This is a genomic window from Sorangium sp. So ce1504 (assembly GCF_051521635.1).
Classification (GTDB): Bacteria; Myxococcota_A; Polyangia; order Polyangiales; family Polyangiaceae; genus Sorangium; species Sorangium cellulosum_B.
The window spans coordinates 4,727,107-4,745,959 of record NZ_CP150365.1 but is presented as its reverse complement, the minus strand read 5'-3'; the positions used below and the strand labels follow the sequence as shown (position 1 = coordinate 4,745,959).

General features: G+C 71.2%; 11 protein-coding genes. 3 read left to right on the top strand and 8 right to left on the bottom strand.

What is annotated here, in order from left to right; genetic code table 11:
• Positions 1-131: 131 nt before the first annotated feature.
• The 5 genes from WMF39_RS17810 to WMF39_RS17790 all read right to left on the bottom strand — a co-directional run bounded on the left by WMF39_RS17810 (position 132) and on the right by WMF39_RS17790 (position 7,048).
• On the bottom strand, positions 132-3,224 hold the full coding sequence (locus tag WMF39_RS17810) for a DUF3427 domain-containing protein (protein ID WP_437746683.1): 3,093 nt from the start codon (positions 3,222-3,224) through the stop codon (positions 132-134).
• A 337-nt stretch (positions 3,225-3,561) separates the two neighbouring features.
• The gene (locus WMF39_RS17805) at positions 3,562-4,431 is read right to left on the bottom strand and encodes a hypothetical protein (protein ID WP_437746682.1); all 870 of its coding nucleotides are present in this window, start codon (positions 4,429-4,431) and stop codon (positions 3,562-3,564) included.
• 259 nt (positions 4,432-4,690) lie between these two features.
• Entirely contained in the window at positions 4,691-4,915 is a 225-nt protein-coding gene (locus WMF39_RS17800) for a hypothetical protein (RefSeq protein ID WP_437746681.1), read from the bottom strand.
• A complete protein-coding gene (locus WMF39_RS17795) occupies positions 4,912-6,723 on the bottom strand; it encodes a hypothetical protein (RefSeq protein ID WP_437746680.1) in 1,812 nt (603 codons plus the stop codon). The genes WMF39_RS17800 and WMF39_RS17795 overlap by 4 nt, the downstream gene beginning before the upstream one ends.
• A gap of 46 nt (positions 6,724-6,769) precedes the next feature.
• A complete protein-coding gene (locus WMF39_RS17790) occupies positions 6,770-7,048 on the bottom strand; it encodes a hypothetical protein (RefSeq protein ID WP_437746679.1) in 279 nt (92 codons plus the stop codon).
• 383 nt (positions 7,049-7,431) lie between these two features.
• On the opposite strand from WMF39_RS17790, the gene WMF39_RS17785 reads away from it, so the two are divergent.
• Positions 7,432-8,325 (top strand): hypothetical protein, encoded by an 894-nt coding sequence (locus tag WMF39_RS17785; protein WP_437746678.1) that lies wholly within the window; start codon positions 7,432-7,434, stop codon positions 8,323-8,325.
• 22 nt (positions 8,326-8,347) lie between these two features.
• Here WMF39_RS17785 and WMF39_RS17780 read toward each other — a convergent pair whose 3' ends face one another.
• Together WMF39_RS17780 and WMF39_RS17775 are read right to left on the bottom strand one after the other, a co-directional pair.
• Entirely contained in the window at positions 8,348-11,752 is a 3,405-nt protein-coding gene (locus WMF39_RS17780) for a protein kinase domain-containing protein (RefSeq protein WP_437746677.1), read from the bottom strand.
• Complete coding sequence (locus tag WMF39_RS17775) at positions 11,749-13,200, bottom strand: sigma 54-interacting transcriptional regulator (RefSeq protein WP_437746676.1); 1,452 nt, start codon at positions 13,198-13,200, stop codon at positions 11,749-11,751. The genes WMF39_RS17780 and WMF39_RS17775 overlap by 4 nt, the downstream gene beginning before the upstream one ends.
• Positions 13,201-13,505: 305 nt before the next feature.
• On the opposite strand from WMF39_RS17775, the gene WMF39_RS17770 reads away from it, so the two are divergent.
• Together WMF39_RS17770 and WMF39_RS17765 are read left to right on the top strand one after the other, a co-directional pair.
• Complete coding sequence (locus WMF39_RS17770; protein ID WP_437746675.1) at positions 13,506-15,413, top strand: M6 family metalloprotease domain-containing protein; 1,908 nt, start codon at positions 13,506-13,508, stop codon at positions 15,411-15,413.
• Positions 15,414-15,516: 103 nt separating this feature from the next.
• Positions 15,517-16,365 carry an oxidoreductase gene (locus tag WMF39_RS17765; RefSeq protein ID WP_437746674.1) on the top strand — a complete coding sequence of 283 codons (849 nt, stop codon included), beginning with the start codon at positions 15,517-15,519 and terminating at the stop codon, positions 16,363-16,365.
• Positions 16,366-16,969: 604 nt separating this feature from the next.
• Here WMF39_RS17765 and WMF39_RS17760 read toward each other — a convergent pair.
• Positions 16,970-18,781, bottom strand: a complete 1,812-nt coding sequence (locus WMF39_RS17760) for a response regulator (protein ID WP_437746673.1) — start codon at positions 18,779-18,781, stop codon at positions 16,970-16,972.
• Positions 18,782-18,853: the final 72 nt, after the last annotated feature.

Below are 18,853 nucleotides of genomic sequence, written 5' to 3'. Positions count from 1 at the left end.
CCTGCTTGTGGTTCAGACTCCCGCGGCAGTTCGAGCTCCGAGCAATGCCGAGACGAGAGCCGGCGGGTGGGTCACTTTGCAACGCGCACCGCAGGCAAGCACTTTGTCCGTAGAAGCGGACAAGGTTCCCCTCACGCCACCGCCGCGGCGAACGACGCGAACAGGTCCCCCGGCAGCGCATGCTTCAGCCGCCACGTGATCGCCATAGGCAACTCCGACTCGTGCCGCACATAGCTCGCCGGCCCCAGGAACCAGAAGGCCCGCTCGTCGCTGCGCAGCCGCGCGAACAGCATCACCGCCGTGCCGAGCTCCTCGTGCTGCTGGTAGCGCTGCCCCGTCTCGCTCTCGGCGCGGGTGGTCGACTGGCTCTCCCAGTGGATCAGCTGCCGGTTGATGGCATGGTCGCGGTAGCGCGTCGTCGGCGAGAACTGCCCGTTCGTCTTGTCGAGCGTGAACGCGAGCAGGTCGGCGCGGGCGTCCTTCGCCCAGTACACGCCTGTCTGCCAGGGCGCGACCTTCGCGCTGCCCCCGACGCCGAACGCCGCCAGGATCTCGATGCGCGAGTAGCGCGCGTGCACCTGGAGCGGCACGTCCGGATGGGTCGCGAGCTCCCGGTGAACGTGGTCCACGCGGGCAGCGAGCACGTCCATCACCTCGACGAGCTCCGCGCGCACCTGGGGGTGCGCCCAGACGAGAGCGCACGCCTGCGCAAGGGTGGTCGCCTTGTCGATGGCGCGATCGGCCACGGTGGCGACGAGCATGCGCAAGAGGCGGCGCTCCCGCAGGCTCATCGCCCCCGGATCGGGACACGCGTCGGACGCGAGCAGCCGGCGAACCACCTCGATTCGCACGAAGTCGTCGACGTGGAGCAGCCGCCCGCACGCGCGCCGCAGCACCTGTTCGTGCGGGCCCACGCCCAGCGACGCGAGCCCGGCGTCACCACGGAGGTCTGACCACGAGCGCTGCCCGGCATAGACGTCCTCGAGCTCAAGCCCGGTCTCTTCGAGGAACTGCGCAAGCCTCACGTCGCCGCTGCGGGCGAGCCGCCGCAGCTCGTCGACCTTGGCCGTCCACCCCGACGGCACCGCTTGCCGGATGTTGTCGAGCACGAGCTCCGATGCCTTCTGGTCGAGCTCCATGTGGCAGCCCGCGGGCAAAAACGGGAACCCGCCTTCGATCTGCTGAACGAGCTCCTTCCGGCTCCCGCCGAGCAGGGCTGCGAAGCGGCGATCGAAGCGGAACTCGCGCCGATGGTGCCCGACGAAGTCGAGCACCGTGCAAACGGTCTTGCCGGCGCTGCGCCGCAGGCCGCGCCCGAGCTGCTGCAAGAAGAGCGTGGGGCTGTCGGTCGGGCGCAGGAGGATCAGCGTGTCGACCGCAGGGACATCGATGCCCTCGTTGAACAGATCCACGGAGAAGACAACGTTGACCCGCCGCGCGCCGAGATCCGCGAGGGCCGCGCGCCGCTCGTCATGGGGGCTGTCCCCCCACACCGCGGTCGCCGCGACACCGGCCTCGCGAAAGACGCGCGCCATGAACCGCGCGTGCTCGATGCTGACGCAGAAGCCGAGCGCCCGCATCGTTCGCGTGTCATCAACATGCGCGGCGAGCTGGGCGACCACCTGCCGGGCCCAGACGTCGTTGGCCGTGAGCAGCTTGGAGAGCCCCTCCACGTCGTAGCCGCGCCCGCGACGCCAGGGCACATCGCGCAGGTCCAGCCCGTCGTGGATGCCGTAGTAGACGAACGGAACGAGCCGGTGCTGATCGATCGCGTCCCAGAGCCGCAGCTCTGCGGCGATCCGGTCATCGAACCAGCCGAGGAGCGGGAGCCCATCGCTCCTCTCGGGCGTGGCCGTGAGGCCGAGGAGCTCGACGGGACGCACGCGCTCCAGCAGCGCGCGGTACGACGGCGCGGCGGCGTGGTGAAACTCATCGATGATCACCACGTCGAAATGGGACGGATCCAGCTCATCGAGCCCTGCTGCCGAGAGGCTCTGGATCGACGCAAAGACATGCTCGAAGCGCCGCGGGTGACGGCCGCCGACCCACAGCTCGCCAAAGGCATGATCGCGCAGGCCGTGACGAAACGTCGCGAGGCTCTGCTCCAGGATCTCCCCGCGGTGCGCGACGAAGAGCAGGCGTGCGCGGGGGAGCGCCTCCCGGAGCCGGGCGTAGTCGATGGCGGCCATGACGGTCTTGCCGGTGCCGGTCGCCGATACCAGCAGGTTGCGGTGATGCCCGCGCTCGCGGGAGAGCGCGATCTGCTCGAGCAGACGCTCCTGGAACGGCTCGGCGCGGAGCTCGATCGGGCTGAGCATCACCAATGGCGTCGCGTTCGTCGCCAGATCGACGCGGTCAAGGAACTCCGCGCGGTCGTACGGCACGAAGTCGCCGCTGTTCCAGTAGCTCTCGAAGACGGCGGCGACCTTGGCGATGACATCCGGGTTGCGCGCGCCGGACACGCGAACGTTCCACTCGAGCCCGCTCGTTTGCGCGGTGTGCGTCAGGTTGGAGGAGCCGATATAGGCGGTCGAGAAGCCCGACGCGCGATGAAACAGCCAGGCCTTCGCGTGCAGGCGAGTCGTCCCCGTGTCGTACGACACGCACACGTCGGCGCCGATCTTGCGGAGCGCCTCGAGCGCCGTCGCTTCGGTCGATCCCGTGTACGTGGTCGTCAGCACACGCAGCGCGCGGCCCTCCTGACAGTGCACGCGGAGCGCATCGAGCAGCGGGGCGATGCCGCTCCGGCGGACGAACGCCATGACGACGTCGATGCGGTCCGCCGAGCGAACCTCGGTCAGGAGCTGGTGGCCCACCCTCGGCTCGCCAGGCGCGTTGGTGAGCAGCGCCGTGTCGAGGAGCGGGATGAGCGGCTCGGGGATCGTCTCCGGCCTGCCGTCCGGCTGGCGCCCGACGATGGCGTGGAGCACCGTCGCCGGCTCGACGGGCGCCTCGGGCTGGAGCTCCGCGCCGGCGATCACCTGATCGATCTGCTCGACGAGCCTCCGCGCCAGACCCACGCCGACGGCCACACGCTCTGCATCGGGCACGCCGGAGATGGCGCGCTGCACGAGGCGACCCAGGTGCAGTGCGATACGGTCGGCGGCCTCAGCGGCCCGGAGCGCCGCGGTGTGGACCTCCAGGCTGGCGTCGAGCTCGCGCAGGCCGGACGCCAACGCCTCGGTGATCAGATCCTGGTAGAGACCCCGCCGGCTCGCCGTCATGGCCAGCGAGTCTACGGCAGGCGAGCGCACATCCAAGAGGCATCACAAGGCAAAGGCTCGTCCACCGCCGGGACGAGTGCCGCTCGTCTTTTCTTGGAGGTGCGTCCACCGGGAGACGAGTGCCACTCGTCTTTTGCTGGAGCCACGTCCACCGTGAGACGAGTGCTACTCGTCTTTTGCTGGAGCCACGTCCACCGGGAGACGAGTGCTACTCGTCTTTTCTTGGAGCCACGTCCACCGGGAGACGAGTGCTACTCGTCTTTTGCTGGAGCCACGTCCACCGGGAGACGAGTGCACCTCGTCTCCCACGTGGAGGAGCCGGCTCACCCGGACGGGTTCACGGCGTCCCGCCCGCCCCGAGCGGTGGCGCCGGGACGGCTTCGGGCTTTGTCGCGGAGGCTCTTCGACGGGGCTTCGCGAGGTCGTCGACCATCTCGACGTAGGGCGCCAGCAGGAACGCGGCGAGCGCCTCGCTCCCCGGGATCTCCGGGTCGGCGTGGCTCTCGATCTTCTGGATCAGGCTCCGCAGCGCATCCCGGGCGGCGCTCCACTGCGGCCGGCCATCGGTCGGCCCGCCTTCCTTGGCGAGCACCACGGTCGTGAAGCCGTACGCCTCGCCGAAGCGCGCATGGGCGGCGACGAGCTGCCGGAAGTGCCGGGTCCCGCCGAACTGCTCGATCACCGCCTGGGCGCGCTCCTCCTCCAGCGTCTTCATCCGCTGCACCATCGCGGCCCACTGGACCCGGGGCCGGCGCGTGATGAAGCGAAGCCCCTCGGGCGCCGGAAAGAGCTGCCCGTACAGCCAGCGCGCGTCGGACGGCGACGGCGTCTGCCCATCCTCGGAGAGCCCGGCGGCTCCCGCGTTCCACTGCTCGAGCGCGCGCCATCGGTCGTCGCTGTCGGTGTTCGCCGCGCTCCGCTCGGCCTCGCTCGTCCCAGAATGGCGCTGGTCGGCCTGCGCGCTCGCCCGCAGGCCGCGGAATCCCTGAAGCTCCGTCGCGGCCGCCTCGAACCGCTTCCACGGTCTGTCGATGTGCGGCGGCAGCGCCGCGACGGGCTCGACCCCCTTGGGCAGCGGCGCGTCGCCCTCTTTGCGCTTACCGCCCTTCGGCCGGAGCACCGCCGCGATCCGCGCGCTCATCTGATCTCGGAGACCGATCACGTCGTCCGCGACGAGCTCCTGGGGGAGGACCATGGTCGAAAACATCGGTGATTCACTCACGGGGGAAACCTCCTGGGATGTCTGATGGGTTCTGGCCTGCCGCCGTGGCGACACGCCGTGGTTTCGTTGCGGCGTGGCTGCACGGCAACCCACGTGCCGGCGCGAGATGCGTGAATGTCTCGGCGAAACGTCTCAGACAGCGAGGAGCTGAGCGCAATGCCCCGTCAGGATCCGCAACGGATTGCGCTGTTGCGCAACGCTTCCGTCGGAGCGTGTCAAGCGACAGTATCTTTTTACTGACGCTCTACACAGGGAAGTACTCGGCGAATCGGACGATGGCCTTGACCGCGCGTGTCTCCCTCGGGACGAGCACGTTCATGCGGAGGGATGCGGGCCAGAGGTTCGGGCGCTTGTCCTCGGGCTCCTCGCCGCCGCCCTGGTTCTCCTCCTCGGGCTCGTCGGGCCCCGCACCGAGGCTGTCGTCGGCGGTCTCGTCGTCGGGAGGCGTCCGGGGACGAGAGGACATCATTTGCCGCGCCCGGGGTCGCCGATCCAGAGGCTGGGGGCGCCGGGTCGGCCGTAGACACGGAGCTCACGCCGCGAGAGCCGTCGCGCGTCCTCGTGGAGAGGGGCGCAGAAAGCAGGCAGTTCACTCGGCAAGGGGCGGTCCTCGATGGGCTTGGGAGTCCGAAGGGAGAACGTCGCGCCCGGCGCGGCGCCGAGGACAACACGGAGCGCTTGCACGAGATCGGTGAGCTGCGCCGTGACGACGACCGTGCGCGGCCGCCCTGCCGCATAGAAGATGTCGCTCACCTGCTCGTAGATCTCGAACTCCTCGCGTATCCAGACGGAGGCATAACGGTCCGTACCGGACCCGAGCACGGGCACATGGAACGCCTCCGCCAAGGCTCCGCCGACACGCTCGAACGTCTCGAGGGAGAACGGGCGGGACGGAGAGACCCGCCCAGCGGTGAAGACTCGTTCGAAGTACCTGGACCAGGATGCAGCGACGGGCGAGGGCGGCAGCCCGATCTCTCTCGCGTCCACGTACAACGTGCCTTCTCGATCCAGGTAATAGTTGCTGTCGGTGTCCGTCGCATGGCCGACGTGCACGAGCCGCGTAGCCATCGACCCCTCGATGGCTCGCAAGGCGAAACCGCGCTTGACGTGGGAATAGATCCCCCAGGAGAGCCCAGCGAAGGTCAATCCACCGCACGTCTTCTCGAACGCCGCGATCGGCTCGGACAGCTCCATCCCCGCGGCATGGAACAGCCCGGCGAGCTCTCCAGGCGAGCAGGTATCGCCCGCGTTCCACCGGAGATCGATGGTCGCGTAATAGGCCAGCGTGCGGTCGGAGAGGTACGGGCGCAGCGCCTCGAGCGGGTTCGCATAGTCGAGCACCATGCGGCCGTCGTGGTAGAGCTGCTCCGCCTTGAGGACGCGCCCTGCGTGCTCACGCAACACCTCGATCTCGACGTCACGGCCCGAGCGTTTGGCGTAGACGTATCCGGCCTGCCCCGGCTCCTCCGATAGGGTCCGAATGGCACCGCGCGCGCGCCGCTCCTCCGGAGAGAGCGGCCGGGGTGCCTCCTCCGGCGGGCGAGCATCCACCAGCATTTCGAGCCCCGCCACGTCGACGCCGGCCTCCTCGGAGGCGGCACCGCGAGCCGTCTCGATGCAACATGCCACGTCCGCGAGCGAGCTCGTCCAGACGAAGGTCTCGCCTGCAAGATCGTCACGGAGAGGGTGACCATCGGCGATCACGCCCCCCGGATAGACCCAGAAGGTGTGGGAGGTGTCGCTTGCTTCCACCACCGGCAGCGCGGCCAGCGCCCCCGCGAGCTGTGCGCCGAGGCGCGGGAGAAAGGCGGCACGGATGCGGTGCGCCTCGAGCGGCTCGCGAGCGGCGAGCAACGCGAGCACCTCGATCAAGCCGCGGGCTGACCCGGCCGCAGGCGCGCCGCTCGCGTGCAGCAAGGCGCCTCGCTCATCGGCGAGCAACGGGAAGGTCCGGCCGCCAAGCATCGCCAGGCCGACGGGGACGGCGAGGATCGCGCCGGATCGGGCACGAAGCGGCGGAGCGAGCATCGCCGGATCGTCGGCCCCCGGGAAGAGGCATAGATCTGCCTGTCCGGGCGCGCGCCGGGGACCGATGCCAGCGAGCTGCGCGTGAAGCTCGAAGAGGACGTCCCACGCCGGCAGCCTCGCTCCAGCGAGATGGCGGCGGAGCTCGTCTACGCTCATCGACGCGGGCGCGTCGCGGGGACCGAGATCGAGCGTGGCGAGAGCGCGCGCCGACAGGCTCTTCAGGAACTCGTGCTGTTTGGGCTGGACCATCATGACGCCGCCGTGTGATCCTCGCGGCCACTCCCCCGTTCGTAGTCTATTGCTGCGAGCGCTGATAGGTATTCCCGAAGTCGTCCTGCACCACGACGGCGCTCCCGTCCACCGCCTCCACCTCGAGCCTTTCCTCGATCACCCGCGTTCGAAAGGCCCAGCCGTCGGGAAGCGTCAATGTCTCGCCGAGCTTCGCGAGCGACGCCTCGTCCTGCTGCACCTCCTGCACGCTGTACGACTGCATATCGTAGATCGCGCCCTCCGGATCGACGAGCTCGTAGACGGTTTTGCCCGCGTCGTAGCCCCACGTCGTGTCGCGCCGCACGGTGCGTGTCTCGTAGGGCTTCGCCTTGCCCGCGGCCTCGGCGAGGGCGACGGTGAGCGTGCCAACATCACCTCTCCGCGGCCCGGCGACGCCCCCTCTCGCCGCCCCCCTCGCTCCGGCAGATCCGGCAGCTCCGATGGGCGCCTGTCATCGCGGCGCAACACCCGCTGTCCCGCGCGGCCGTCACCTGTAACGCCGCCGTACCACCTCGCCGGGAGACGCGCCGGCGATCCGCCGCCGCCGCGCCGCTCCCACGCGTGGCACGGCGCATGCTCCTTGTCCCCGGTACGCAGCGCGGCGATCATGGCCGCTTGTGTCCACGCTCGGCGAGCTCGCCGTTGCCGTGAACGAAGGCTCGAAACTCTCTGGACGAGGAGATCGCGATGAAGCGCTCAGTCGGTGCGCACGGGATGGTGATGGGCGTCGGGCTCCTCATGGCGGCTTGCGGGCCGGCGTCGGAGTCGGAGATCGACGTCGAGCTCGCCGGGCCGGGGCTCGAGGCGACGGGGATGAAGCCCGGTATCCCGGACACCAACGGGACCCCGAAGCTCGCGTGGCACACCTGGAAGTACGCGGTGGTCGCGGCGCTGCGGGGCCCGCTGCTCCAGGGGGACCAGATCCACCCGGACATCCTCGACACCAAGATCCTCGACGCGGCGGCCCCCGGGGGCGTGGACGGCAAGGAGGTCTTCGCTCACACCGTCCGCTGCGCCGCCGCCGCCGGCACCGTCGTGCACCACGGCGGGGAGGTCTACCTGGGGCGGGGGATGGTGAGCAGCGCGTCGGCCTGGACGGAGGAGGGGCTCTCCGATGCCGTGATCGGCAACGTGCTGGAGTGCGTGATCGCCTACGTCAACGACGTGACCGACGGCCTCAGCGTCCTGCTCACGGGCACCCACGTGACCGACGACGGGGATCCTCACACCGAGTACATTCACCGCGAGGCGCTCTGGTGCGCGGTCCCCTCGACCGCGTTCGGCGCCATGGTGTTCGTCTATGCGACGGCCCCGTTCATCGCCCACTGCGATGTCGACCCTGAGTCGGCGCTGAAGCAGCGGTACTGCTACAAGGAGGGGGCCTGCGGCCTCAACTACATGGGGCCCCTGGCGGACAGCATCGATGACGGCACCTGCCAGCCCGTCGGGCTCCCGGGGCACGGCCAGTTCATCTGCAACGAAATGCCGTGCACGATGACGTGGCTGACGGACATCGAGCCCGACTGGTGCCGTGAGCCCAGGCGCGAGCGCACGATCGATCCCGCGCTGTTCCTCCGGTGAGCGCCGTGGGCCGCGGGGGCGGTCAGGGCGGCGCGGCGGAGTCGGGCGCCTGGCCCGCGAGCCGCCGCGCCTCCGCGAGGCGGGCGCCCTCGGTCCGGGCGCGCAGCGGGTTCGCCCGGAGGGCCGCCTCCAGGGCCTCGGCCCCGCGCCGGGCGGCCTCCCGCCGGGCCGCCGCGCCGGGCGCGGCCGCGGCGCGCAGCAGCCAGAGCCCGCCCTGGGCCACGAGCGCCCGGTCGAACCGCGGGTGGAGCCCGAGCGCCGCGTCCGCATGCCGGAGCCCCTCCGCGATGTCGGCGGCGGCGTCCCCCCCGCGGTCCGCCCGGTGGGCGGCGCGGGCCTCGTGGATCTCGGCCAGCAGCGCGGGGAGCCGGGGATCGGCGCGCTGCCCGCCGAGCAGGGGGTCGAGCACGGCGAGCGCCGCGTCGAGCCGCGCCGCGTCCGGCCGGCCACGCTGCGCGCTCCACCGGTAGGCGAGCAGCTCCACCTCGGCGCGCTGCAGCCGGTCCGACACGTCCCAGGGCGCCACCGCGATCTGGCGATCGAGCGCCTCGCGCGCGATCCGGATCGAGGGCGACGGGTCCTCACCCCGCGCGACCCCGACGCGCGCCTCGAGCACCGCCAGCATCGCCCGCAGCGACTCCGGGAAGGCGGTCGCGTCCGGCGCCACCGCCAGCGCGCTCTCCCGGACGCGCGCGAGCGCCGGGCCGGGATCCGCGCCCGCGTCGAGCGCGTGCAGCGCGAGCGCATGATCCAGCCAGACCCGCCAGTAGGGCGCCCAGCCCCAGGAAGGGTCCTTTTGATGCATCGTATCAATCACCCGGTGTGTCCGCTGGACCGCCTCCTCGGGGGAGCGGCCGGCGCGGACGAGGTGCTCTGCCTCGTAGACGCCGGTGACGAGCCGCGAGGTGCGCGCGCCGTCGAGGCCCGGGTCGAGCGCGAGGACCTGGTCGCAGCGGGCCCCCGCGCGCTCGAAGGAGCGGCTCGGGTCGCGGCCGTGCAGGGAGTCGTGGCGGCCGAGCTCGGCGTGGACGGAGCAGAGCTCGGCGAGGGCCCAGGCGAAGTCGGGCTCGCGCTGGAGCGCGGCCTCGTAGCCCTGGATGGCGCGCTCCAGGTCCGCGCGCTGGTCGCGGCCGAGCATGTCGGCGTGGTACGCCCGCGCGCGGGCGACCGCGGCGGCGACGTACCGGGCGAAGGCGTCGTCCGGGCTCCTGTCGAGCGCCGCCTCGGCGCGCGCGGTCGCGGCGCGCAGGGCGGCCTCGGCGTCCTCGCCCGGCTGCATGCCGCTCGCGGCCCACCAGGCGAAGCAGTTGTGGACCCAGGCGAGCTTGACCAGCGCCTCGGGGCTCCGCGGGCTCGCCTCGAGCGCCCGCTCGCAGGCCGCCCGCGCGCGCTCGAAGCTCGGGCGCATCGAGTCGCCGCGCTTGCCGGCGGCGTTCATGGTCTGGGTCCAGAGCTCGCACGCGGCGGCGTGGACCGAGGGGTCGGACCGGCCGTGCTCGGCGGCGATCCGGTACGCCTCGGCGGCGCGGTCGAAGTGGCCCTTCATCCGGTCGAAGTCGAAGGCGGCGGCGTCGTGGCGGTGACGGCTCCCGAGGGCGAAGAGCACGTCGCCCTCCAGCTTCTTCGCCTCGTGGAGCCACGGCGCCGCCGCGAACGCCTCCCGGGCCCTCTCCAGCGCCTCGTCGTGCCTGCCCTCGGCGAACGCGAGCAGCCCTTCCACGTAGGCGGGCGCCTCGATGGCGCCGTGCGCCGGCGCCTCGCCGGCGCCGCCCAGCGCCGCGCGGAGGTGCCGGACCGCCGGGGCCTTGTACTCGACCTCGAGCGCCGCGATCCGGGCCTCGCGCTGCGCCGGGTCGCGGATGCGGCGGGTCTCCTCCAGGGCGCGGCGGTAGAGCTCGGAGAGCGCCACGCCGGCAGCGTGGTCGAGCCCCGGCGATCGGTACCCGGCCCGCTCGGCCGCGCGGAGGTGGTCGAGCGCGGCGCGCGGCTCCTGGAGCACGAGCAGGCCGCGGCCGAGCGCGTACTCGCCGGGGCCGCGGCCGACCTCGCCCGCTGTCGCCATCCGGGCCTCGACGGCCGCGAGCCGGGCGCGGACCACGTCGCGCTCCCGCTCGACGTCGTGGAGCGGCATCGCGTGCGCGGCGCGCAGGAAGAGCTCCATCTCCTTCACGGTCTCGCCGAGCTCGCGGGCGAGGTTGGCCTGCTCCGCGGCGGCGCGCCGGCCGCGGACGAGGAGGCCGGCGACGACCAGCGCCGCGAGCAGCAGCGCGGTCACGCCCGCGACGGCCGCCCGGTGCCGCCGCGCAGCCCGGGCCAGGCGGCGGCCGAGGGAGGCGCGGCGCGCGAGCACGGGATCGCCGTCCAGGAAGCGCTGCAGATCCTCGCCGAGCGCGCGCGCCGACTCGTAGCGGGCGCCGGGCTGCTTCTCTAGGCAGCGCATCACCACCGCCTCGAGATCCTGGGGGATGTCGCGGTCCAGGGTCCGGAGCGGCGGCGCGTCCGCCTCCAGCACCTGGCGGAGCACGTCCATCACGGTGCCCCCGGTAAACGGAGGGCGGCCGGCGAGCAGCGCGTAGAGCGTCGCGCCCAGGCCGTAGACGTCGGTCCGCCGATCGAGGGCGTGCACCCGCCCCGCGGCCTGCTCGGGCGCCATGTACGCGGGGGTTCCGAGCAGGGCGCCGGTCAGGGTGGGCCCGCTCTCGCCCGCCTCGCGCGCGATGCCGAAGTCCATGAGGTAGGGGCGGTAGGCGCCGTCCACGCCCCGCTCCAGCATGACGTTGCTCGGCTTCACGTCGCGGTGCACGAGGCCGAGCCGGTGCGCCTCGTGGAGCGCGGCGGCGATGGCCCGGGCCACGCGCACCTTCTCCTCAAGGGTCAGGTCGCCGCGGGCGTCCTGGAGGGAGAGGCCGTCGATGCAGCGCATGACGAGGAAGGGCACGTGATCGGCGACGCCTGCCTCGTAAACCTCGCAGACGTTCTCGTGGCGGAGCCGCGCCTGGGAGCGCGCCTCGCGCAGGAAGCTCCCGTCGATCTGCGCACCCGCCGAGAGGAGCTTGATGGCGACGCGCCGGCCGAGCCGGAGATCCCGGGCCCGGTAGACGACGCCCATGCCGCCGCGGCCGAGGAGGTGGAAGTCCTCGAAGCGGGCGTGGAGCGAGGGCGGTATCGGCGAGGGTGGGATCGACGAGGGCGCGGCGGGCGTGGACCCGCGCGCGTCGGCGGAGCGCCGGCTCTCCTCGCCGAGGCCAAGATCGGACGTGGCCTCGAACGCAGCGGGCGAAGCCCCGGGCGCGGCGGGTGGAGCCCCGGGCGCGTCGGGTGGAGCCCCGGGCGTGGCCGGGCCGGTGACGGTCGCGTCGTCGCGGCCGCGCCGCGGCCACGGCGGGGCGTCGACGCGGGGCTCGTCGCCGTCCACGGGCACGATCATCGGGCGCGGAGGCCGTGGCGCTGGAGCAGCCGGTGGACGAGCTGGCGGGAGACGCCCATCGCGTCGGCCGCCTGCGAGATGTTGCCCCCGTGCTGGCGGAGCTTCTCGGTGACGTAGGCGCGCTCCAGCTCCTCCAGCACGACCTCCCGCGCTTCGGGCAGCGGCAGCTCGAGGAGCCTGCGGAGGCGGGCGTCCCCGGGCCCTGCCGGCGACGCGCCGGAGGGCGCCGCGTCCGACGGAGCCGCTCCGGAGGGCGCCGCGCCCGAGGGATCGGGCCGCATTGCTTCCGCGCTCAGGCTCCCCTGCGGCGCCGGCGGCGCGGCGCCGATGACCTCGTGGAGCAGCTCGGGGAAGAGGACGAGCCGCGCGACGGTGTTCCGGAGCTCGCGCACGTTCCCCGGCCAGTCGTACGCCTCCAGCAGCGGGAGCGCGCCCGGCGGCAGGTCCGCGAGCGCGCGCGGCGGATCCCGCGCGACGAGGAAGCGCTCGACGAGGAGCGGGATGTCGTCCTTGCGCTCCCGGAGCGCGGGGACGTGGACCTCCACCACCGAGAGCCGGAAGTAGAGATCGGCCCGGAACGAGCCGTCCTGGGCCTTCGCGCGCAGGTTCCGGTGCGTGGCCGCCACGATCCGCGCGTCGAAGGGGAGCCACTCGTTCGAGCCGAGCCGCCGGATCTCCCGCCCCTCGATGGCGCGGAGGAGCTTCGGCTGGAGCTCCAGCGGGAGCTCGCCGATCTCGTCGATGAAGAGCGTGCCGCGGCTCGCCTGCTCGAGCAGGCCCGGCCGCGCCGCCGCGGCGCCCGTGAACGCGCCCCGGGCGTGGCCGAAGAGCTCGCTCTCCACGAGGTTCGGGGCGATGGCGCCGCAGTCCACGACCACGAAGGGGCCGTCCTTGCGGCGGCTTTGCGCGTGGATCGCCCGCGCCAGCACCTCCTTGCCGGTGCCGGACTCGCCCAGCAGGAGCAGCGTCTCGTCGGTCGGCGCCGCGCGCTCCAGCCGGGCGAACAGCGCGCGCATGGGGAGGCTCCGCCCCGCCGCCTCGCCGAACGCGTCCGCGCCGGAGAGCGGCAGGACGGCCGCCGGCCCCGCAGGGCCGACGACGATCTCGGAGCCGCCGACCGTGGCGGGGACGCGCGGCGGGAGGAAGGCCTCGCGGATCCGGACGTCGCGGATCAGCGTGCCGTTCTTGCTGCCCAGGTCGCGCAGGAGCACGCCCTGCTCGGTCAGCCGGATCTCGCAGTGCCGGCGCGAGGCGCGTGGATCGGCGAGGACCAGATCGCAGTCGGCGCCCGCGCCCACGAGGAGGGGGCGCAGATCGAGCGGCGCGGTGAGCGTGCGCCGGTCCGGGAGGGTGACGGTCACCGAGACGGCCGGGAGCCGGAGAGAGCGCCCCTCATCGAAGCTCGTGAGCGTGCAGGCCTCCCCGGGATCGTCGCCCATGATCGCCATGGTGCCCCTGGAGGGGGCCGCGTCAACCCGGAACCGGCGCGCCCGCGAGCCGCGCCCGCGCCTGCACCGCACGCGCACGCGCACGGGTGGAGCGCCTGCAGGACGGCTGTCACGCCGCCGCGACAGCGCCCGTCGCGCGCGCGTGACAGCTGTCCCGGCGGCGTGTCGGCGCGGGGCGAAGCGCTCGCCGGAGACGCGCGGATCCGCCTGGAAACGCGGCGATTCGCGCTGCTGACCGATCCCGGCACGTGCGTTGCGATGCGCCCCTCGAACGCGGCGAAACGCGGATTGAGGAGGATGCGGACATGACGTCTCGAAACAGCGGCGCGGGCAACGTGGATCACCAGGGGATCGCCGTCGCGCGCCGATCGGCGCGGCTCGGGCTCGTCGCGCTCGCCGTGCTGGCGAGCGCCGTCTCGGCGAGCCGCCCTGCGGCCGCGGTGAGCGCCGAGCCCGGGCTGCGCGAGATCCCGCTCGACACGACCGGCGCGACCTTCCGCGCCGAGGTGATCGGCGACGAGCACTTCGACTACCTCCGGATGGCGGACGGCACCGCCGTCGTGCTCAACGACCTCTCGGGCGACTACGAGGTCGCCGAGCTCGGCTCGGACGCGCGCGGCGCCCTCAGGCTCGTCCCCTCCGGGGTGCTGGTCCGCGATCTCCGCGGGCAGGGCGGCCCCGTGGATCCGGCGTTGCTCCAGCGCATCGACGACGAGGCGCTCGATACCCTCTGGGAGGCGGAGATCGCACATTCCCGGGGCGCGCTCTCGTTCGCGGCGAATCCGACCGTGATCTCCGGGATCCGGCGCCCCCTGCTGACCATCCTGCTGGAGTTCACCCAGGGGGGCGGGCTCGCCACGCCAGGCGCGTTCACCGGCAACTTCGCCACCGACTTCGCGTACTGGAAGCAGACGATGTACGGGAGCCTCCCGGGCTCGGTGAACCATTATTACGCCGACATGTCGCGCGGGAAGTTCTCCTTCACCCGCGCGAAGGAGACCCAGGGCACCGCCAACGACGGCATCGTCCGGATCAAGCTCCCGTTCGCGCACCCCAACAGCAAGAAGGATTTCTCCCTCCTCCAGCTCTACCTGAAGGAGGCGCTGGTGCTGGCGGATCCTTTCGTCAACTTCGCCTCTTACGACACCAACGCAGACGGCAAGGTCCGCGGCGACGAGCTCAACACGGTCTTCATCGTGGCCGGCTACGAGACCGCGAACACGAGCAAGACGCCCTCGATCTGGGCCCATGCGAAGGGCTTCGAGGACCCGATCACCCTCGACGGGAAGGTCCTCACCGGCTATGCCGCGCTCGGCGAACGGCAGGTCCACTCCGTCGGCGGCGTGCCCACGACGATGCCGGCCACGGTGGGTGTCATCGTCCACGAGCTCGGGCACTCGGCGGTCGGCCTCCCGGATCTCTACAAGGGCCCTACCCCGCTCGGGTCATGGTGCGTGATGGCGAGCGGGAGCTGGGGGAGCACGAGCGGCTCGCCCGCGGGCTCGGTGCCCGTGGCGATGGGCGCCTGGAGCCGGATCAAGGCCGGATTCCTGGCGCCGACGGTGATCGAGCCCGGGTCCCCGCCGCAGGACATTGCCATCGTCCGGACGGCCGGCGCGGAGTTCCTCGGGCAGGGCGTCGCGCCGACGATCTACAAGATCGAGACCTCGGATCCGGACCAGTACTTCCTGATCGACAACCGCCAGAACGAGGGATACGACCGCGGCCTGCAGCGCTGGCTCGACTTCGATGATCTCCCCGGCGGCGTGGCAATCTACCGCGTCGACGAGGCGAAGAAGGCGGGCGCCGGGAAGATCGCGTTCATGGCGAGCAACCCGAGCTCGCCGAGCTCCCTCGCCAACCTCTACAACGAGGAGGGAGGCCGGACCTTCACGCCGTTCACCGACCCGAGCAGCGACGACGCGGACGGGCAGTTCACCGGGCTCTCGGTCACGGACTTCAACATCTCCGGGCCGATCATGCTCGCGCACGTGAGCTACGTCCCCTTCGCCTGCAACGCGATCACCGCGTCCGTGGCGGAGCACGAGATCCACGGCCGCGCCCACAAGCAGATCGTCGACCTCGGGGACGACCAGATCTTCCTTGGATACCGCACAACGGGCGTGCAGCAGGCGCTCGGGTTCGACGAGGACGAGATCGTCACGCTCCACGTGGAGGCGCCCGGGATGTGGAGCGCCGGGGAGTGCGACTGAGCGGCTTGGCCTCCCGCCCGCGGAAGCGAGTGACCGTCTCGGGATGTTGCATCTTCCGTCGTGTGAGGGGCGCAGCGCCCCGGGCAACGAAGAGGAGATCCCCATGGAAACGAGCAAGAACGAGCGGGTGTGGTTCATCACGGGCGCGTCGCGCGGCATCGGCGCGGAGATCGCGAAGGCGGCGCTGGCCGCCGGCGATCGGGTGGTCGCCACCGCGCGTGATCCGAAGAGCATCACGGACCGCTTCGGGCGGCCCGAGGCGCTCCTCCCCGTCGCGCTCGACGTGACGGACGAGGCGTCGGTCGCCGCCGCGGTGGAGGCGGCCGTCGCTCGGTTCGGCCGGATTGACGTTCTCGTGAACAACGCCGGTTACGGCGTCATGGGCGCGATCGAGGAGACCTCGGGCGACGAGGTCCGGCGCATCTTCGAGACGAACGTGTTCGGCCTCCTCGCGGTGACGCGCGCCGTGCTCCCGCAGCTCCGGAAGCAGCGCGCCGGCCAGATCCTGAACATCTCGTCGCTCGGCGGCTACCGGTCGGGCGCCGGGTTCGGCGTGTACTGCTCGACGAAGTTCGCCGTCGAGTGGATCTCGGAGGCCCTCCACGCCGAGCTCGCGCCGCTCGGCGTCGCGGTGACGGTCATCGAGCCGGGCTACTTCCGGACGGAGTTCCTGGAGGCGAAGTCCGTCGTCGAGACGGGCACGGTCATCGCAGATTATGCGGACACCACGGGCAAGGTCCGGCGCCGCGCGAAGGAGGTCAGCCTCCAGCAGCCTGGCGACCCGGCGCGGCTCGCGCGCGTGGTCGTCGAGCTCACCCGCGCGAAGAATCCCCCGCTCCGCCTCCCGCTCGGCAGCGACACCGTCGCTGCGATCGAGGCGAAGAACGCGTTCGTGGCGCAGGAGCTCGCCGCGTGGCGCGCCGTCGCGGAGTCGACGGACTTTCCGAAGTGAAGCGAGGTTGACGCCCCCGGAGGCGCGAGCACGGCCAGAAGCACCCGTCGACGACGAGCATCGCGGCCGACAGCTCGAAGCGCATGTCTGCCCAGCAGAAGCCCATCCCTCCCCTCGCCTCGTCCGGCAGGAGGTCGCGACGCTTCCCGGTGTCGAGCTCCACCACAGTCGGGCCCTGGTAGTCCTCGCCGGCTTGCCCCGGGCGCCAGGATCCGAGCTGTACCAACCGCGCGACTGACACAGTGCTTTCGCGCGGCGCGGCCCCTGTGCCTTCACCGGCGAGCGCCGCCTTCCTACGCTCCGCAGCCGCTCTGGCTCTTCAGCACCTATGAGCGGCTTTCCTTTGGGCTGCCAGGCAGCAGCGACCAACAGCAGGTGAACCTCAGCACTTTCGCGGTCTCACTGACCGCCTTTATCCTCTTGTCGGGGTGCCTGAAACGGCGATCGAGGGGCGCCTGAAACAGCGATCGGCGCGAGCTTTCCCGCGTGACGCCGCTCCAGAAGGAGAAGGATCGCCATGGTGGCGAGCCCAATCGGAACCGCCCAGAAGGCCTTGCTCAGGTCGAAGGCGTCCGCCGGGCGTCCCAGGAGCAGGGGCGCCGAGTCAACTTGCCGTCCCGGCCAGTGTGCACCTGTCGCGGGTGCCCAGCCTGGCGACTACGTTCATCAATGTGGTACGCTCGACGGGCTTGGGGATATGCATCTCGTATCCCGCCGATAAAGCCTGTTCGCGGGCGCGCTGGTCGGCGTAGGCGGTCAGCGCGATCGCGGGCGTTTGACCGCCCTGATTGACGGGCAGCGCCCGAACCGCTCGAATCAGCGCATAACCGCTCTCGTCCGGCAGCCCGATATCGCTCACGAGGACGTCCGGGCGCCACTCTTGGAGCAATTCAAGGCCTTCCCGAGCTGCCGCCGCCACGCGTACCTCCGCCCCTGCCTCTCCCAAGATGCACGTCAAAAGCTCCCGCACGTCGGAGTCGTCGTCCACCACGAGCACGCGCAGTCCGGTCAGCATTGAGGGGAGCAACCCGACGCCGCCTTCCCCTGCGCCAGCCAAAGGCGGCGTTGCGGTCTCCTCGACCACCGGCATCAGAGGCAAGTCGACGGTGAACACCGCGCCCTGACCCTCACCGCCGCTCTCCGCGCGAACCGTGCCGCCGTGCATTCTCACCAAATCCCGCACGATTGCGAGCCCCAGGCCAAGTCCGCCGTGCCGGCGCGTGGTCGAGCTATTGGCCTGGCGAAACTGGTCGAACACATGGGGAAGAATATCTGCGCTTATTCCCTCGCCGGTATCGCTGATGCGGAGTTGAGACATCGCTCCCACCTCCTCCAGCGACACAGCCACGCGCCCGCCTGGGGGCGTGAATTTGATGGCGTTGCTGAGCAGATTTCCCACGATCTGCTCGAGGCGGCCGCGATCGCCCCAGACCCTGCTGGTCGCCCCGCCGAGCGATAGCGAGAGACAGACGCGCTTCGCTTCCGCAACTGGAGTTACAGATTCGAGGACCGCCTGAATGACCTCGGCCATGCTGACCGACTGCGGCTTCAGGTCCATCTTGCCGCGGATGATGCTGGAGACGTCGAGGAGCGTCTCGACGAGCCGCAGCTCGGCCATGCTATTGCGCTCGATAACCTTGAGCCCGCGCTGCACCTTGGACACGTCGCGATTGTCCATGCGGAGGAGAAGCTGCGCCCAGCCGAGGATAGCGGTCAATGGGGTTCGCAGCTCGTGGCTGAGCGTGGAGAGGAATTCGTCTTTCAGCCGGTCGGCGGTCTCGGCCTTGGAGCGCGCCGCCTGCTCACTGGCTAAAAGCCTCTCCCGCTCTCCCTCTGCCCGCTTGCGTTCGGCGATCTCATGCCTCAGAATCTCATTGGCCGCGGCGAGCTCGGCCGTGCGTTCCGCCACTCTCCGCTCCAGCTTATCGTGGGCGCGCCGCAGCGCGGCCTCGAATCGCTCGCGCTTCTTGATTTCCCGCCGCAGCTGCGCGTTCTGCACCTCGAGCTGCGCGCGCAGCGAATACAAGGCCAGGTGTGTCTTGATTCGCGCTAAAACCTCATTGATCTCCAGCGGCTTGACGACGTAATCGACGCCGCCAGCGTCAAACCCGGCCACTTTATGCGCCGTCTCTCCCAGAGAGGTCATGAAGATCACGGGGATGCCTTTGGTGCGCTCAGATGCTTTCAGGCGCCGGCATGTCTCAAAGCCATCCATTCCCGGCATCAATATGTCGAGGAGGATCAGATCGGGCGTACGGAACTCGACCTGCTCCAGCGCATCTTCACCATCCTGGGCGACTGTCACCCGAAAGCCTCGCTCTTCGAGCTGAGCCATGACCTCAGCCACGCTGGCGAGCACATCGTCAACAATCAGGATTGTATACGACTGAGCACAGGGCTTTGAGGTTCTGGTCATCGGGAAACCCACAACAAAGTAGCGGCAGTGTGGACCGGCGCAACAACCGTACACCCCAGCCAGCCGCAGGGG